Origin of the sequence: Ulvibacterium sp., from assembly GCF_965228935.1 — a bacterium.
Taxonomy (GTDB): Bacteria; Bacteroidota; Bacteroidia; order Flavobacteriales; family Flavobacteriaceae; genus Ulvibacterium.
This window is the reverse complement of record NZ_OZ245846.1, coordinates 3216326-3233435: the sequence shown is the minus strand read 5'-3', so window position 1 is coordinate 3233435 and position 17110 is coordinate 3216326. Positions and strand designations below refer to the sequence as shown.

Annotated in this window: 14 protein-coding genes; 6 read left to right on the top strand and 8 right to left on the bottom strand. The window is 45.1% G+C overall.

Features of this window, described 5'->3' with window-relative positions; genetic code table 11:
• Window positions 1-302: 302 nt before the first annotated feature.
• Window positions 303-809 (top strand): ClbS/DfsB family four-helix bundle protein, encoded by a 507-nt coding sequence (locus tag ACO06Y_RS13530; protein WP_422079511.1) that lies wholly within the window; start codon window positions 303-305, stop codon window positions 807-809.
• Between the two features lie 79 nt (window positions 810-888).
• Here ACO06Y_RS13530 and ACO06Y_RS13525 read toward each other — a convergent pair whose 3' ends face one another.
• On the bottom strand, window positions 889-1257 hold the full coding sequence (locus ACO06Y_RS13525) for a GerW family sporulation protein (RefSeq protein ID WP_422079510.1): 369 nt from the start codon (window positions 1255-1257) through the stop codon (window positions 889-891).
• Window positions 1258-1269: 12 nt separating this feature from the next.
• A complete protein-coding gene (locus tag ACO06Y_RS13520) occupies window positions 1270-1761 on the bottom strand; it encodes a hypothetical protein (protein WP_422079509.1) in 492 nt (163 codons plus the stop codon).
• Window positions 1762-1936: 175 nt separating this feature from the next.
• Here ACO06Y_RS13520 and ACO06Y_RS13515 point away from each other — a divergent pair, with 175 nt between their 5' ends.
• Together ACO06Y_RS13515 and ACO06Y_RS13510 are read left to right on the top strand one after the other, a co-directional pair.
• On the top strand, window positions 1937-2656 hold the full coding sequence (locus ACO06Y_RS13515) for a DNA alkylation repair protein (RefSeq protein WP_422079508.1): 720 nt from the start codon (window positions 1937-1939) through the stop codon (window positions 2654-2656).
• A 67-nt stretch (window positions 2657-2723) separates the two neighbouring features.
• Window positions 2724-3653 carry a hypothetical protein gene (locus ACO06Y_RS13510; RefSeq protein WP_422079507.1) on the top strand — a complete coding sequence of 310 codons (930 nt, stop codon included), beginning with the start codon at window positions 2724-2726 and terminating at the stop codon, window positions 3651-3653.
• Between the two features lie 22 nt (window positions 3654-3675).
• Here the strand turns inward: ACO06Y_RS13510 and galK are convergent, their stop codons facing one another.
• The 6 genes from galK to ACO06Y_RS13480 form a co-directional block, all read right to left on the bottom strand.
• On the bottom strand, window positions 3676-4806 hold the full coding sequence (gene galK / locus ACO06Y_RS13505) for a galactokinase (RefSeq protein WP_422079506.1): 1131 nt from the start codon (window positions 4804-4806) through the stop codon (window positions 3676-3678).
• A gap of 14 nt (window positions 4807-4820) precedes the next feature.
• Window positions 4821-5966, bottom strand: coding sequence for a formylglycine-generating enzyme family protein (locus tag ACO06Y_RS13500; protein ID WP_422079505.1), 1146 nt, complete (start codon window positions 5964-5966; stop codon window positions 4821-4823).
• A 35-nt stretch (window positions 5967-6001) separates the two neighbouring features.
• Window positions 6002-7597: an arylsulfatase gene (locus ACO06Y_RS13495; protein WP_422079504.1), complete on the bottom strand. Its 1596-nt coding sequence runs from the start codon at window positions 7595-7597 to the stop codon at window positions 6002-6004.
• 4 nt (window positions 7598-7601) lie between these two features.
• A complete protein-coding gene (locus tag ACO06Y_RS13490) occupies window positions 7602-8951 on the bottom strand; it encodes a Gfo/Idh/MocA family protein (RefSeq protein ID WP_422079503.1) in 1350 nt (449 codons plus the stop codon).
• A 133-nt stretch (window positions 8952-9084) separates the two neighbouring features.
• A complete protein-coding gene (locus ACO06Y_RS13485) occupies window positions 9085-9870 on the bottom strand; it encodes an SDR family NAD(P)-dependent oxidoreductase (RefSeq protein ID WP_422079502.1) in 786 nt (261 codons plus the stop codon).
• Between the two features lie 12 nt (window positions 9871-9882).
• Complete coding sequence (locus ACO06Y_RS13480; RefSeq protein ID WP_422079501.1) at window positions 9883-10950, bottom strand: sugar phosphate isomerase/epimerase family protein; 1068 nt, start codon at window positions 10948-10950, stop codon at window positions 9883-9885.
• A gap of 512 nt (window positions 10951-11462) precedes the next feature.
• Here ACO06Y_RS13480 and ACO06Y_RS13475 point away from each other — a divergent pair.
• Genes ACO06Y_RS13475 through ACO06Y_RS13465 form a run of 3 tightly spaced genes read left to right on the top strand, consistent with a single transcriptional unit; the run spans window position 11463 to window position 17105 of the window.
• Entirely contained in the window at window positions 11463-13193 is a 1731-nt protein-coding gene (locus tag ACO06Y_RS13475; protein ID WP_422079500.1) for an IlvD/Edd family dehydratase, read from the top strand.
• A gap of 11 nt (window positions 13194-13204) precedes the next feature.
• A complete protein-coding gene (locus ACO06Y_RS13470) occupies window positions 13205-14542 on the top strand; it encodes a GntP family permease (protein WP_422079499.1) in 1338 nt (445 codons plus the stop codon).
• A gap of 52 nt (window positions 14543-14594) precedes the next feature.
• Window positions 14595-17105, top strand: coding sequence for a DUF7133 domain-containing protein (locus ACO06Y_RS13465; RefSeq protein WP_422079498.1), 2511 nt, complete (start codon window positions 14595-14597; stop codon window positions 17103-17105).
• Window positions 17106-17110: the final 5 nt, after the last annotated feature.

Below are 17110 nucleotides of genomic sequence, written 5' to 3'. Positions count from 1 at the left end.
CTAGAAATATTCGTGTTTAATGCCCAAAAATAATTTGAAGGAAGTACAATTTAAATGACTTTGGTCAGTTTATCCGAAAATATTTCAATTCCATTAAGTAGTTTCGGCGGATCCGGTGTTTGCCTACCGTATAGCCTTACCACCCTTTTTATTCCTAAGTCGGAAAGTTTCCATTGCCAAGGCACAACAATGACAAAAATCATTTATCCCTACTATTTTGGAAGCTATTTTTATGTTTCCCAATGAAGAACCGAATTACAGTTTCGTGTGCTTTTGACCGTTACATCCTAAAATGAACCGTTATGCCAAGACCCAGAACCAAAAAGGAGCTTTTGGAATTGAGCAAGGCCAACTACAAGAACCTATTGAATTTCATTAGATACATACCTAGGGAAGAACTGGAAAACGAATTTCCTCCGGAATATTTAAATCGAAATATTCGGGATGTGCTGGCACACCTTCATCATTGGCACTTAATGATGCTGGAATGGTACAAAGTGGGTATGTCCGGTAAAATACCGGATATGCCCGGCAAGGGCTACACTTGGAAAACCGTGCCGGAACTCAACCGAAAAATACAGTACACCTATAGCAATGTGGACTTAAAGGTAGTAAAGGAGTCCCTAGAAGGGTCCTTTGAGGATTTACAGGAGATTATTGCTAGGCATACGGAAGAGGAACTCTTTGAAAAAAAGTATTATCCATGGACCGGATCCACATCTTTGGGAGCTTACCTTATTTCAGCTACTTCCAGTCACTACGATTGGGCCCTGAAGCTTATCAAAAAATGTAGGAGGCAATTGGCCTAATGGTAAGGACAAAATGAACCGGGCAAGACCTCTCTTTTGAAAAAGTTTGTCCGGTTCTGTCGTTTACATGCGAATGGATCTATACCTCAGCAGCTTCCTTGTTCCGGTTTTGGGCAATTTTCTCGATCAGGTCCGGTACTTTTTCAAAAACGGCGGCAAGACCCTGGGTCTTTCCGGCAGCGAGAAAGGAAATTTCCTCTCCTTTACTTACCAAAAAACCAATAGGCTCAATTCCTACACCGGCACCGGCACCGGCACCCTGTCCTTTCCCAGTTTTGGATTCGGTGCTTTCACCGCCACCGGAACCAAAGCCCATGCCCACTTTTATAACGGGTACACATTTAAACACCCCTAATTCAAATTGTTCACCGACCACGGTCTCCGTCTTTGCCTCGGATTTGATAAAATCCGTAATCTTCCCTAATAATTCTTCAAAATGCAGTTCCATAATTGTATTCTTTTAAAGGTTAATAAATGATTTAATAATATTCAACGGCCTGTTTTGAATGCTCAATACGAAATGGTTCCTTCCTTGAAAATTGATGGAAAACTGCCCCGCGGTATGGTTCAAGAAGACGAATGCAGGATATAATTTTGCGTTTAAAAGACAATCCCCTGTATCCACATCAACCACCATTTTTTTTATCGTAAAGGTTTTCAAGAGACGTATCACCTTTCCAATTGCCATTCGTTTCCCTTTCCTTCTTTCCGTATCTTTTTTCGCCCTTCCTTTTTGGGATAGTCCTATTTTTCTAAGAGGGTAGAAATAAACATTTCCAAAAATTAAATCTAGCCGTACCCGTATAAGCTCCTTTTCATGTGTCTCCAAATCGGCCCTTAACAATCCCCTTAAACGGAAATAATAGTCATTGGTAGTGGTATCGATGTATAATTCCACGGGGACAAACAGCAGACCGATAATCAACAAAAAAAGAAGTATTGAAAGAAGCATACCCCACATCATTCCAATTTTGTACAAAGTAAATGGAGGTAAAAAACCGTTACAATGATCCAAATCATTCCAGATGTTCTATGCGTAAAATTCATTTAGATCTAAACTGATTTTAATCATATAAACACATGCCACACAGCGCTACCTTTAAGTTTTACTTAAATGGATACCAGAAATGTTGGACGAAAAAATAGCCGAAATACGTAGTTTTCTTAAAAAAAATTCGAATGCAGAAATCGCAAAAAAATATGCCCGGTATTTCAAGGAAGGGTTTGATGGATATGGTATAGAAACGAAAATTTTTGAACGGCAGCGCGATATTTGGGTGCAGAAATGGAAGGCCGATATGTCCTTGGAAAAGTACCTAAACCTAGGTGACGAATTCATGAGGTCCGGAAAATTTGAGGAAAAATCAATTGCAATTGCATTTATAGCTTCCGAACGGAAGAATTATACGCCTAGGACGTTTGATAGGATCGGGAACTGGTTTGAAATGGGAATATCAAATTGGGCGACTACGGATGTCCTATGTATGTTGGTTCTTTCCAATTTTCTTATTGACCATATCATTGCCTTTGATCACCTGAAACAATGGACCAATTCCAAATCGGAGTGGAAAAGAAGGGCCGTTCCGGTAACATTGGTCGAATTGCTTAAAGCGGATTTGGAACCATCGGCAGCCCTTTCCACAATTGAACCATTGATGCTGGACGATTCCGAATATGTGCAAAAAGGAATCGGTACATTGCTCAGGGGGTTATGGAAAAAGCATCCGGAAGAAATCGAGGACTTTTTGCTGCAATGGAAAGATCTATGTGGCCGTAAAATTGTCCAATATGCAACGGAGAAAATGGACAAGGAGCATAGGAAGAAATTCAAAAGGATAAAAACGTAAACTAGCTTAGATCGATCATGGGAGGTATGAATCGATACTTAACCTAAATTGCACTAACCAAAATTCTATGATGAACAAGGCAATCCTGGAATGGCTTTTAAAAGGTGATGTGGCCATTCAATACCAAGTTTATAGGGATTTGCTTGCCATAGAGCGTCCCGATTTAAGAAGCAGGATCGCATTGGAAGGCTGGGGAGCCGAATTTGTGTCCAAACGAAGGTCTGACGGTCATTGGGGACAGGGGTTCTATCAACCCAATTGGACCTCTTCCCATTATACCCTTTTAGATTTAAGAAACCTTGGTATTTCCCCAGATAATGAGCAAATCCAAAAGTCCGTTGCTATGATAGCCGCTACCCAAAAGGGAACGGATGGCGGCATAAATCCCTCTGGAGCCCTTCAAAATAGCGATGTATGTATCAACGGAATGTTTCTCAATTACGCCTGCTATTTTAAGACCAAAGCGGAGCATTTAAAATCAATTATTGACTTCATCCTTTCCCAACACATGTCGGACGGTGGCTTCAACTGCCGCTATAACCGATCGGGTGCCGTACATAGCTCGTTACATTCCACACTTTCCGTTCTGGAGGGCATAAACCAATATCACCGTAATGGTTATACCTATCGCCTTAAAGAGTTGAGGAAGGCGGTAGAACAATCTAGGGAGTTTGTCCTGTTGCATCGATTATATCTTTCGGACAGAACAGGGGAAATCATACATAAGGATTTTTTAAAACTACCCTATCCAGGAAGATGGAAATATGATGTCTTACGGGCGATGGACTATTTTCAATATGCAGGGGAACCATGGGATGAACGCATGCAGTCGGGAATAGATGTACTCCTAAAAAAAAGAAACAGAACAGGAACGTGGAACCTACAGGCCAAACATCCGGGACAAACCCATTTTGATATGGAAAAGGCAGGCTTACCGAGCAGATGGAATACTTTGCGGGCCTTGCGTGTTCTAAAACACTTTAATGTTCCTTTCTGAAAAACCTTACCATCCTATGGATTCAAAGTACAAGGGAAGTACCCCCACTAGGCCTGACCTCAAAGGCCTCCAAATCAATGGAAAAGGCATTTTTGTAGGCTTCGGTGGCAGCGGTCGTAAATTCATCAATACCCGTTTCATGGACTAGATTAAGGGTACAGCCTCCAAATCCGCCACCAGTTTGTCGAGCTCCGAGAACAGAGTCATAACCTTTGGAGAAATCGACCAGAAAATCGGATTCCGGACAGCTCACCTCGTACAATTTGCTTATTCCCTCATGCGCTTCATAAAGTAAGTCTCCCGCCTCTTTTAACCGACCAGACTTGAGTGCTTCGGTCATGGCGAGAACACGTTCATTTTCCTCGATTATAAAAGAACATCGATTAAAAACGGTCTCGCCCATTTCGCTTTTGTAAGGTTTCAACATATCCAAGGTAACATCACGTAAGGAATTTACTTGGGGATGTCTTTTCCTTATGATATCCACCCCTTTTTGACATTCCTGCTTTCGGGTGTTGTACTCGCTCGAAGCTAAATTATGGGAAACCTTGGTATTGAGAAGTATGATTTTATACGGACGGATATCCATGGGAACATAATCGTATTCCAAAGACTTACAATCCAAAAGGATTACATGCCCTTCCTTGCTCATCACCGACGCAAATTGATCCATGATTCCACATTGGGTGCCCACATAGGTGTGCTCCGCTATTTGGGATAATTTTACCATATCCATTTTGGAAAGTCCCAAATCGAACAATTCATTTAACCCAAAGGCCAGCCCACATTCCAAAGCCGCCGAAGAACTTAGGCCGGATCCCGTAGGAAGATCGCTTTCCACCGTACAGTCAAAACCTTTGACCCCGTCCGTCAACTTTGAAATCTCATTGAGAACCCCTAGGATATAATTCTCCCACTCCACCTCGCTTCTTGAAATCTTGTTCAGATCCAAAGTAAAACCGGTATTATAGGTAAGACTATACAAATTACATGTATTGACCGAATCGTTCCTTCGGAACTTAAATGTTATTTGGTTTTCTATTGCGGTAGGGAGCACGTAACCCAGATTGTAATCCGTATGTTCCCCGATAAGATTAATTCGCCCGGGTGACTTCACGGTCAATTCGGGAGCGAAATCCGTAATAAATTCCATAGTTCTTCTCTTGATCAGTTTTCGTTTGCCCGTAACATATCTGCGGTAGCGACCGTTCTAAAACCCAAATGCTCCAACGAAGAATCCATACTGGTCGCCATTCGCGAAGATATGCGATAGCTGGCACAGTACGATTCATTGCATAAAAACGAGCCGCCTTTCATCACTTTTTCCCGGGCATAAGGGTCTCTTGCATTATAAGGGGTCTCAGCTCCCATTGGATTCCTTAGGATTGTATTCTTGGAACCTACCTGGTCATAATAATTGGTGTTGTACCAATCGCTCGTCCACTCCCAAACATTGCCTGCAATATCATAGAGGCTAAAATCATTGGGGGGATAGGATTTGACTAGTGCCCGTAACTCAAAACCATCTGTTCGGGTATTGTCCACCGGAAATTCTCCCTCCCAAGTATTTGCCATTTGGGAAAGTACGGAAAGGTCATCGCCCCAAAAATAAATAGTGCTTTCCTTATTGCCCCTTGCGGCCCGTTCCCATTCGGCCTCGGTGGGCAAGCGCCTTCCGGCCCAATCACAGTAGGCCAAGGCATCCTCATAGGCAACTTGCACTACCGGATGGTTGTCCTTACCCTTAATGGTACTGCCCGGCCCGTTGGGGTGCTTCCAATTGGCCCCTATGGTCCATTGCCACCATTGGGAAAAATCGTATAGATTGGGTACCGAACTTTTGGCTTTTTTGAAAGTAAGAGATCCGGGTTGCATAATGCTATCATGGGGCCTGGGCGTACCTTCAGGTAACTGCTTTTTCATTTCTTCCCAATCAATTTCGCGTTCGGCAACGGTTATATATCCCGTCTCCTCTACAAATTTCCGAAATTCCCTATTGGTCACTTCCGTGATATCCATAAAGAATCCATCTACTGCTACCTTGTGGGCCGGCTTTTCGTGACCCATGGCCATTTTATCCTGCGGGACGGCTCCTTGGGTGAAGATGCCTCCTGGAATCCAAACCATTCCTTCCGGGGTTTTAAGGTCATCAGGTTTGTTGACCAGAATGTTTGCGGTGTCTGAAACAAGCTCGGATTTTTCCGCAACTTTGGGAGATGAACCGGTTTCCGACGTTTTTTTCTTATCCTCTTTGCATTGGGCCAGACTAAAGACAAGCACTAGTAAAAAAAATAGTTTTGGAATGAATTTCATTGTAGATAAAAAATTAAGGAACGACAAAGGTAAAGCTATTTTTGGGTCAATAACCCGTTCTTCACCATAGGTATCTTAAAATGTTCCAATTCTGGGGATTCCCGTTCCCGTGCATAGATTTCTGCGGCTTTTTTCAACACTTCCGGGTGTTCATCCGCCACATTTTTTGTTTCGGTCGGATCTTTTTTTAAATCATAAAGCTCCAAGGTAGGATCATCGTTATTGAGTAGGTTACGACGTATTACTTTCCAATCGCCCATCCTAAGAGCGACCTGTCCTCCATAACTGGGAAATTCCCAATATAGGAATTCGCGCGGCTCTTGTGTCCCTTCGCCCAACAAAGTGGGCAACATACTTATTCCATCCGTATCTTGAGGTTTTTCATAACCGGCGACCCCGGCCAAGGTGGCCACCATATCATAATGTGCGGAAATATGATCGCTTCTACTACCGGCCTTTATTTTTTTCGGCCAAACGGCAATCATGGGTATTCTGATTCCACCTTCATATAAAAATCCCTTCCCTCTTCCATAAGTGCCATCAAAGGGTTTGGCGCTATCAAAATGCTCCGGGTCGGCACCACCCGCATAACTGGGACCATTGTCGGAAGTAAATATTATAAGGGTATTCTCGTAGATGCCTTCATCCTTTAATTGCTGTACCAATTTCCCTATATTTTCATCCAAGTAAGAAACCATGGCCGCATAGGCCGCGTGTGGGTTTTTGTGTGAAAAGTAACGGTTTTCCCCTCCCGATAGATAGGGTTCCTCTTTCCCGAATTTTTCAATGTAGTAATCTACCCAAGATTGCGGGGCCTGGAGCGCTACATGCGGTATCGGGGATGCCCAATATAAAAAGAAAGGTTTATCCGTATTGCCATCGACAAATTGGGTAAGCTCCTTAAACATCAAATCGGGCGCATAGTCCGTTAGGGTAAAATCGGCATAGCTTGCAATGTCCATGGGATCCGCTCCTTCGGGAAAAGGGGTATTCGGCGCAATGGTATCATTGGCCAAATGTACCCGTTCGGTATTCTTGTATAAATGTAAGGGATAATAGGTATGGGCTTGACGTTGACAATTATAGCCGTAAAAAAAATCGAATCCCATTTTATTGGGAATGGACGCTGTATGGGGAGCTCCGAGTCCCCATTTGCCGACCATGCCCGTAGCATATCCGGCTTGCTTTAAGCGATGCGCCAAAGTAACCGTATTTGCCGGCATGGGTCCCTGGCCTTCCAAAGTAGAGTCCTTTGCCATGGCAATATAGTTCCAAACGTCACCTCTTTCCCCCCATTCGGAATTGCTCCGAATATAAGCGTGTCCGGCGTGTTTTCCGGTCATTAACATGTATCGTGCCGGGGCACAAACGGGGGCACTCGTATAGTGTTGCGTAAACAACATCCCTTCTTGGGCCAGGGCATCGATATTTGGAGTTTCTATTTTCTCCTGTCCGTAGGCGCCGATGTCCGCATAACCTAAGTCATCGGCCAAAATGTAGATAATGTTAGGTTGCCGAGCATTGGAAACTTTTTCTGTATCAGTTGGTTTTTCCTTACAGGCCAAAAAGAGTGTCCCTGCCAAAAGCAGGGACATGAAAATATTCGTCTTTACTATACTTCTTCGCTTCATACCTCTAAATTACGACAGTCTTTCCGGGAGTCGGTATTTCATACCATCCATCAGAGTTAGGTTTTACCGGTGCTGGAGAGTCCCAGGATAGATTCTCTGGAACCAAAACGAGATTGGAGGCCATGGCATCGTCCCATTTTACGACCTTTCCGGAATAGGTTGCCATTCTTCCCATGATAGCCGTCATGGTACTTTTAGCCCCGTTTTCCCCATCTGCAATCACTCCACCGTTTCGTATGGACTCAAAGAGTTTTACATGCTCTACTTCATACGGATTGGGGTCATCCTTACCCCTATGCTCAAAGATGGTACTTCCATCCCACCCTTTGATGCTCGTATTGTCCCCTTCCGTAGAAACGGTCCCCTTGGTACCTTGGAAAAATTCGGAGACCCGGCTCATGGTCTCGGGTTGATGACGGCACTGGCTCGCTATGACAGCTCCACTAGGATAGGTAAATTCCACAAAATGATGGTCATAGATTTCCCCATGATCTTTTCCTGTACGCACCTGTCTTCCTCCCATACCCTGGGCAGAAATCGGGTATTCCCCAATAAACCAGTTCGCTACATCAATATTATGGATGTGTTGTTCTAAAATATGATCGCCACATAACCAGTTGAAATAGTACCAATTTCTCATTTGGTACTCCAATTCCGTTTGCCCCGGTTTTCTTTCCCTGACCCAAACGCCACCACTGTTCCAATACACCTGACCGGATACGATTTTACCTATGGCATCCTTTTTTAGCTGATCTATCGCGGCCAGATAATTGTCCTGATAATGGCGTTGCAATCCGACTACCACGTTCAGCTTATTTTCTTTGGCTTTCTTGGCGGACGCCAAGACTTTGCGAACCCCAGGGACATCGGTCGCTACCGGCTTTTCCATAAACACATGCTTGCCATTGTCAATGGCATAGGCGAAATGTTCCGGACGGAAACCAGGGGGCGTTGCCAAAATCACCACATCGGCGAGATCCATTGCCTTTTTGGCCCCATCAAATCCAACAAATTTGTGCTTCTCGTTAACATTTAGCTTTTTTGTTTCTCCCAACGCCTTTGCGATGTTCATGAAACTGCTCTGTAAGCGATCTTCGAAAGCATCGGCCATGGCTACCAATTCCACATTATCGTCTGCATTTAAGGCCTGTACCGCGGCACCCGTTCCTCGACCACCACAACCTACTAAGGCAATTTTGAGTTTCTTGTCATTTAGAACATTTACCATGGCATTCATTTGAAGGTTGGGCAACAACATGGCGCCTCCCGTGAACAAAGCACTTTTCTTTACGAAGTCCCTACGTGATTTTTTTTCCTGATCGGTAGAATTTTGATTCTTTCCTGAGTTTTTCATTATATCTGAATTTATTTTGTGTAATTTTTTCGGATAGGCAGTTAAGATAAAACTTTATTGGGAAATCGGCAATGATATGGATGCCGCTTAACGCAAAAAGTCCTTTTAGTTAAAAAAGAAAGGCACAGTGTCTTTATTTGGCAGTCCATCCACCATCCACGGTGAGCATGGATCCCACCACATAACTACCGGCATCGCTGGCCAAGAAAAGTGCGGCTCCCTGAATTTCCCGAAGTTCTCCCCAACGTGCCAAGGCCGTGGCCCCGACGATAAAGTTTTTCGCTTCGGCCGTCTCCGCAATGGGAATGTTCATTTCCGTTAAAAAGGGCCCAGGACAAATGGCGTTTACCGTAATATTGAACGGGGCCAGTTCCAGACCCAAGGCACGTGTCATTTGTACTACGGCGCCCTTGCTGGTGGCATAGGGCGTACGGTTGGCCAAACCGACCAGGCCGAGCGTACTGGCCATATTGATGATACGTCCACTGCCTTGTTTTTTCATCTGGGGCGTAACTGCCCTGGAGGCGTTCCAAGTACCATCAACGTTCACCTTCATCACCTGTTCGAACTCATCCGGAGTAAGCTCGTCTATAGCACCACGAATGTTGATTCCCGCGCTGTTGATCAAAATATCCAATCGCCCAAATTCATCAACGATTGAAGTTACCACAGCTTCCACAGCCCCTAAGTCGGTTACGTTGGCGGTAAAGGCCTTCGCCTTTATGTCATAATCTTGGGTCAATTGCTGGGCTGCCGTCTCCCCTTCCTCCAAATTCCGGTTCAACAAACAAATATTGGCCCCGGCCGAGGCCAGACCAGCGGCCATGGCATAGCCCAGTCCTTTGGAGCCACCCGTAATCAAGGCGCATTTTCCGGTAAGATCAAATTGTTTTATTCCAGGTAAAGTTGTTTTGGTCATGTATTTCTGTTTTTATTGAAATCCTAAATTTTGTTTGGCATAGACCAGACAGGTACGATTGTTTTCCACCTCCAAGGCTAATTGTTCGTCCGTTGTCCTATTGGATATCCTGGGCAATTGTTCCTTTGTTTTCATTGTTCTTATCTTACGTAGATAGAGCGCAAGTTCCGGGGCGGATATTTGGTCGAATGTGGCCCAATACTTTTCGGTCAGGCAAGGGATTTTAAGGGGATCTCGGGTAATCATCTCCAAATTGAACCGAATATTGGGTCGGTGCTTTTTAATGGTCATTATCATGGCATCGATATCCAGACTGCCGGTTCCAAGATTAACCTCGGACAATAAAAATCCATCTTCGTATTCCTCTACCGCCATATCCTTTAGATGTACGGAAAAAGCATAAGGCGCAAGAGCTTCCACCACCTCCATGGGGTCTTCCAAAAGCGATATATTGTTCCCAGTATCCAAGGTAACCCCTACCCATTCACTATCGATCCTCTTTAAAATAGCAACCATTTCATTGATACGCCAGTCTTTGTGGTTCTCCACTGCAAGTTTCACTTTATACCTGTGCATTACCGGCTCTGCCAATTGTATGGAATTAATAGCGGCTTTCTTAAAGGTTTGAAAGGCTTGCATAGTGTCAAAACTCTCATAACGCCTTCCGGATAAACAAGCCGTCCTGAAAACATCGATACCGGTCTTCTTTGCTGTTTGGACCTCACGGTCAAAACGATCTAAGTCGTCTTCATTTTTGGGTAACCTTATCTGGGCTTCCAAGAAAATGTCCAGTTCTTCTTTTCGCTTTTTGACTTTCTTGGAAAAATCGGAGTCCCAACCACCGACACCAACCTGCATTCCCCCAAAACCAAGGGAGTTACAATGCTCTATCATTTCCAGGGCATTAGCAAACGGAGGATAGGCCTCACTCTTCATATTTCGATACCGTCGCATCATATAGGAAGCGTCTGCCACACCAAATCGCGTCTCCGCCACCACTGTCGAAAAGGTAGGTAGTACAGGTAAACCCATGGCCATAGTACCCGCCAAGGAGCTTTTAACAAATTCTCTTCGCTTCATGTTACATCGCTTATTCTACCGGTATCATTTCCGATTATATGGGGTCTCATCCTGCAAGGAGAGCTTGCCAAGGATTTAATGGACGCCAAGCCTAAAGGTAAACGAAAGCAACAAAATGGCAATACAGTTAGGGAATAAAAAAAGTTTCCAGACAATATCAAAGTCAAGGGGACGTCCCTGCCAAACCAAGATGAGTAAAAATGTCCATCTATATCTATACACATTGAAGGCCTAATATCCAAAGCTCCCTGACTTCCTATTAAGGCACGACTCGGGGTTGTCCACCATCGGCCCATGGAATTACGATTACCTGTTTTGGTAAATGCAGACCTATATAGCTAAAAATAACAAAAGATTATCATAATATTAAAAAACCTATCAAAAGAGCATCAAGATGATAAATAAATACCCATTCCATTTTGTTAACTGTAGTAAAGATGATACCTTATTCCGAAATTTTTAAAAATCTAAAAAGGGAGCCTTGAACATAAATTTAAGGTCAAAATTGAAACATGGGGAATAAAAACGACAAAAAATTGCGAAGCGAGGATTGGTTTAATCCGGATGATGAGAAATCGGCTTTTATACATCGATCCTGGCTCCGTAACCAGGGATATCCGAACGATTATTTTGATGGGCGTCCCGTCATTGGTATTTGCAATACCTGGTCGGAACTCACACCTTGTAATGGACATCTTCGCGAGTTTGCCGAGTTCGTAAAACGAGGAGTCCTGGAAGCTGGGGGCGTGCCATTTGAATTCCCCGTGACCAGCCTGGGCGAAATACTGATGCGACCTACAGCAATGCTCTTTAGGAATCTGGCCAGTATGGATACTGAGGAAAGCATAAGGGCCAATCCGCTCGATGGTGTAGTGCTTTTGACCGGATGCGACAAAACCACCCCCTCTACCGTTATGGGTGCCTGTAGTGTAGACCTTCCGACCATAGTGGTACCGGGCGGGCCTATGCTCAATGGCAAGTACAAAGGCGAACGTATCGGCTCGGGCACCTTTGTTTGGCAACTAAAGGATAAGATCAAAAATGAGGGCTTTACCAAAGAAGACCAAATTGAGGCCGAAATATGTTCCGCGAGAAGTGCCGGGCATTGTATGACCATGGGGACGGCTTCCACCATGGCCTGTATGGTGGAATCGCTTGGGCTTAGCCTTCCCGGTGCCGCGGCGATACCGGCGGTGGATTCCAGAAAAAAAGTGATGGCCCAACTCTCGGGAAGACGTATCGTGGAAATGGTGAAGGAAGACCTTAAACTATCCAAAATACTGACCAAAGAGGCTTTTGAAAATGCCATAAAAATCAATGCGGCCATAGGCGGGTCCACCAATTTCATTATCCATTTATTGGCCATTGCCGGAAGAATCGGGGTAAAACTCGATTTGAAGGAATTCGACACCCTGGGAAGCAAAATTCCATTATTGGTCAATTTGATGCCTTCCGGTACATATCTTATGGAAGATTTCTTTGATGCCGGGGGCCTTCCCGTAGTCATAAAGGAAATGAAAGATCAACTCCATAATAATGTGATTACCGCAAATGGGAAATCCCTTATAGAAAACAACGTCACGGCGGAATGCTACAATCCAGAGGTCATTGCCACCTTGGACAAACCCTTTATGGAAGAGGCCGGGATTGCCGTTTTGTATGGAAATCTGTGCGAGGACGGTGCGGTTATCAAACCATCGGCGGCAACCCCGGAACTAATGTCCCACAAAGGTAAGGCGGTGGTCTTTGAGACCATAGAGGATTTTCACGCTTCGGTGGATAATCCCGAATTGGATATTGATGAAAACAGTGTAATGGTCTTAAAGGGTGTAGGGCCGGTAGGATATCCGGGAATGCCCGAGGTTGGGAATATGGATATCCCGGAAAAACTGTTGAAGAAAGGGATCAAGGATATGGTACGTATCTCCGATGGGCGGATGAGCGGTACGGCTTTCGGAACCGTGGTACTCCATGTGTCACCCGAGTCTTCCGTCGGGGGCCTTTTGGCCTTGGTAAAAACGGGGGATCCCATTGTTTTGGACGTGCCGAACCGTAAACTTCACTTGGAAGTGGACGAAGCGGAAATCCAAAGACGAAAAGCGGCTTGGACCCCACCTGAACCACCCATGAACCGAGGCTATACCAATCTCTATACCAGAACCGTTCAACAGGCGCACCGTGGGGCCGATCTTGATTTTTTAGTAGGAAAATCAGGTGACCAGGTAAGCAGGGACGCTCATTAAAAAAACCAACCATGATCAATATCATTTTATTATTAGTAAGTGTTCTCATTATAATTCTGCTCACTGTAAAGTGGAAGGTACATCCATTCCTGTCCCTTCTCGCCGCAGCTCTCTTTTTTGCCCTCTTTTCGGGCATGACCTTGGAGGATATCGTCAAGCTGGTCAATGATGGCTTTGGAATTACTTTGGGAAAAATAGGTATTGTCATTGTGCTGGGAGTCATTATAGGGGCTTTTCTGGAGCATTCCGGAGGTGCTTATAAATTGGCCGAAGTGGTTCTGCGCGTTATTGGAAAAAAACGGGTTCACGAAGCCATGGGTATCGTAGGTTTTATTGTATCCATTCCCGTATTCGCCGATAGTGGTTTCATTATCCTCAACCCCTTGAATAAAAGCTTGACCAAAAGGGCTGGGCTCTCCATTGTTGGTACGGCTACGGCCCTGATTTTGGGTTTAATGATCACCCATGTACTGGTTCCACCCACCCCGGGCCCAATAGCCGCAGCCGGAATCATAGGTGCCGATGTGGGATTAGTCATGCTGATTGGATTGGTCGTCGGGTTACTTTCCTTGATTATCGCGGTGATTTACTGTAAAAAAATGGGGGCCAAAACCTATATAGATCCCAATCCGGATGTCACGGAAGAGGTGATTCAGGAACGGATGAAACAAGCACCAGGGGCTTTCAAGTCCTTCTTACCCATTTTAATCCCCATTTTACTTATTGTCGGAAAATCGATATTGGAGTTTAATAGAGTCGAAGGAGAGGAAGTATCTGCTCTATTCAAGTTTGTTTCATTTATTGGCTCACCGATCATAGCATTGATGATCGGTATGCTTTTCGCTTTTCTTCTACCCAAAAAATGGGACAATGAAATGCTGGCCACCACGGGTTGGGTCGGTAAGGCGCTTTCGGATGCCTCGAATATCATCCTCATTACCGGGGCCGGAGGTATTTTTGGAACAATCTTACAGAATAGTGGTATCGCAGATACTTTGGCAGATTCACTCTCCGGTGCAAATTTGGGTATTTGGCTGCCGTTTTTGTTGTGTGCGGCCATTAAGAGCGCCCAAGGTTCGTCCACGGTGGCCCTGATAACGACAGCTTCCATTGTAGCCCCCTTGCTGGCGACCATGGGCTTTACTACGGAAATCGACAAAGCTTTGGTGGTATCGGCCATAGGTGCCGGTGCCATGGTGGTTTCGCATGCCAATGATAGCGGATTTTGGATCCTTACCCAATTTTCGGGTATCGATGTTAAAACGGGATATCGTGTATATACCTTGGGGACATTGGTTGTAGGAACCAGTGCCGCCTTTATGGTTTTTCTGGCCAGTTTTCTTTTCTAGATCATGGCCAAAATTAGTATGAAAAAAGGATGATGGGTGTACGCTAAAATGTATGAGAGTTTGTTTCAAAAATAATGCGCTACTCGCCTTTACCCTTACGTGTATTGTTATGGTTTTGTTGGGCTGTAAAAAAGACCCCTCCCCGCCCCTATCCCCGGAAAAAGCCCTGAATTCCTTTGTTCTAGCGGATGACGATTTACAAATTCAACTAGTTGCCGCCGAGCCCTTGGTACAGGATCCCGTGGCCATTTCTTTCGATGAAGGCGGAAGACTTTGGGTCGTGGAAATGCTCGGGTTTATGTCCGATATCGATGGTACGGGTGAAAAAGATCGAGTAGGTCGCATCTCGGTCTTGTTCGATGATGATAACGATGGTCAAATGGACCGCGGTCAAATCTTTTTGGATAGCCTTGTATTGCCCAGAGCCCTAGCGGTCATTCAAGGAGGCGCGCTGGTAGCGGAGAATATCCCATTATGGCATGTTGAGGACACCAATGGAGACTTTAAGGCCGATACCAAGACCCTGATAGATTCCACATATGGAGGCAGTGGCATGCCCGAACATTCGGCCAATGGACTCTGGAGGGGCATGGACAACTGGCATTACAACGCAAAATCCAAATACCGGTACCGAAATATCGATGGGGAATGGGTTAGGGATGAAACCGAATTCCGTGGGCAGTGGGGTATTGTCCATGACGATGCCGGCCGACTCTTTTACAACTACAATTGGTCACAACTGCATGCCGATCTGGTACCTCCAAATGCTTTAATGCGCAATGAAAACCATACCCCCTCAAGCGGAATTGACCATGGATTGACATTGGAACGCCGGATATTCCCTATTCGCAGCAACACGGCGGTAAATCGAGGATATGTGCCCGGCACTTTGGATGAAAAGGGACGCCTATTGGAATTTGCCTCGGCCTGTGGACCCCTTATTTATAGGGGAGATGTGCTTCCAGATACTTACAGGGGCAATGCCTTTATCTGCGAACCCACCGCCAATCTCATCAAACGCAACAAAATTACGGAAGAGGGTTTTATGCTAAGTGCCCAGGGAGTCTACAAGGACCGGGAATTTCTAGCTTCAACCGACGAGCGCTTCCGCCCCATTTCCCTAGCCTCGGGTCCGGACGGCGGACTATACGTAGTTGATATGTATAAGGGTATCATTCAGCATGGCCCGTATATGACGCCTTATCTCCGTGAAGTGACCCTGGAACGTAAATTGGACAAACCCATCCATATGGGCCGTATCTGGAGAATCACCTCAAAAAAGAAAAACAGGGAAAAACCCATTGATCTTTCCAAGGCCGATTCCAAGACTTTGGTCAACCTTTTAGGGCACCCCAATGGATGGACGCGTGACATGGCCCAACGTTTATTGGTTGAAAAAGGAGTACCCATTGCTAAAGAGCTTAAGGAAGTCATCGAAAAGGGAAATCCCTTGGCCCAACTACACGCCTTATGGACATTGGAAGGTCTGGGTCTGGCACAACCTGATGTATTATTGCCCGCTTTACGATCCGAAGACCCAAAGGTGGCACAGGCGGCTTTGCGATTGATCAGCGGTAAAGATTCCGACCATGTGGACGTAGAAAAAGAGGTTACCGAATTCATAGAGGAAACCTATGATAAAGTGGCTCCCCTGCTACAAATGCAAATGGTGTTGGAGAGTAGTCAAATCCACACGGAAATTGCATTCGATATCGCACAGAAGTTCCTATCCCGATTTGGACAATTACCCATTGCCAGGGATGTAGTAATGAGCAGTTTGGAAAATAGGGAAGCTGCACTGTTGAAAATGCTCCTGGCCGAATCAGAATGGAAGATCTACGATCAAGCCAAGGAAATATTCATTGAAATGTTGGCTACGGCCATCGCAAATAAAGGCTCGGATGAGGAAGTCCAACATATGTTGGCCTTTACCCAAGATAAAATGCCCGAGAACCAATTATGGATTAAAAATGCAATGATAAATGGGATGCTTAATTCCAAAGGTTCTAACGATGAAGGAGAGATTGCTCTTTTAAGAAAGCCGGCTCTTTTAAAAAATGAAGCATTGCTCGAAGCATTACTTCAGAAATTGACCTGGCCCGGAAAACCTAAAAGACAACTTACCACAAAAAAAGCGGAACACAAAGTAGACCCCCAATTGTTTGCCCTAGGAAGACAAAAGTATTTAAACCTATGTGCCAACTGTCATGGCACCCAAGGGGAAGGCATTTCCCGTTTTGCACCACCCCTTAAAAATTCGGAATGGGTCACTGGGGCAGACTACCGATTAGCGATGATATTATTGCATGGTATGGAAGGCCCAGTAACCGTAAATGGCAAGGAGTATGGCATCCCGGACATTTTACCCAGCATGCCCTCCTTCTCTACCCTACAAAATGAGGATATTGCTGCCATTTCCACCTACATTAGAAATACCTGGGGCCATTCCCAAAAACCCTTGTCCGCAGGAGCGGTAGGACATATCCGCTTCCGTACCCAAGGGCAGGTAACCCCATGGAAAGCAACGGAATTGGATACCCTGGTCTTTGATAAGGACTTATAAAATGA

Bases quoted from the DNA above. Each gene is read 5' to 3' on its own strand.
- ACO06Y_RS13530 (WP_422079511.1), top strand. From the start codon at position 303: ATGCCAAGACCCAGAACCAAAAAGGAGCTTTTGGAATTGAGCAAGGCC.
- ACO06Y_RS13525 (WP_422079510.1), bottom strand. From the start codon at position 1,257: ATGGAACTGCATTTTGAAGAATTATTAGGGAAGATTACGGATTTTATC.
- ACO06Y_RS13520 (WP_422079509.1), bottom strand. From the start codon at position 1,761: ATGCTTCTTTCAATACTTCTTTTTTTGTTGATTATCGGTCTGCTGTTT.
- ACO06Y_RS13515 (WP_422079508.1), top strand. From the start codon at position 1,937: ATGTTGGACGAAAAAATAGCCGAAATACGTAGTTTTCTTAAAAAAAAT.
- ACO06Y_RS13510 (WP_422079507.1), top strand. From the start codon at position 2,724: ATGATGAACAAGGCAATCCTGGAATGGCTTTTAAAAGGTGATGTGGCC.
- galK (WP_422079506.1), bottom strand. From the start codon at position 4,806: ATGGAATTTATTACGGATTTCGCTCCCGAATTGACCGTGAAGTCACCC.
- ACO06Y_RS13500 (WP_422079505.1), bottom strand. From the start codon at position 5,966: ATGAAATTCATTCCAAAACTATTTTTTTTACTAGTGCTTGTCTTTAGT.
- ACO06Y_RS13495 (WP_422079504.1), bottom strand. From the start codon at position 7,597: ATGAAGCGAAGAAGTATAGTAAAGACGAATATTTTCATGTCCCTGCTT.
- ACO06Y_RS13490 (WP_422079503.1), bottom strand. From the start codon at position 8,951: ATGAAAAACTCAGGAAAGAATCAAAATTCTACCGATCAGGAAAAAAAA.
- ACO06Y_RS13485 (WP_422079502.1), bottom strand. From the start codon at position 9,870: ATGACCAAAACAACTTTACCTGGAATAAAACAATTTGATCTTACCGGA.
- ACO06Y_RS13480 (WP_422079501.1), bottom strand. From the start codon at position 10,950: ATGAAGCGAAGAGAATTTGTTAAAAGCTCCTTGGCGGGTACTATGGCC.
- ACO06Y_RS13475 (WP_422079500.1), top strand. From the start codon at position 11,463: ATGGGGAATAAAAACGACAAAAAATTGCGAAGCGAGGATTGGTTTAAT.
- ACO06Y_RS13470 (WP_422079499.1), top strand. From the start codon at position 13,205: ATGATCAATATCATTTTATTATTAGTAAGTGTTCTCATTATAATTCTG.
- ACO06Y_RS13465 (WP_422079498.1), top strand. From the start codon at position 14,595: ATGAGAGTTTGTTTCAAAAATAATGCGCTACTCGCCTTTACCCTTACG.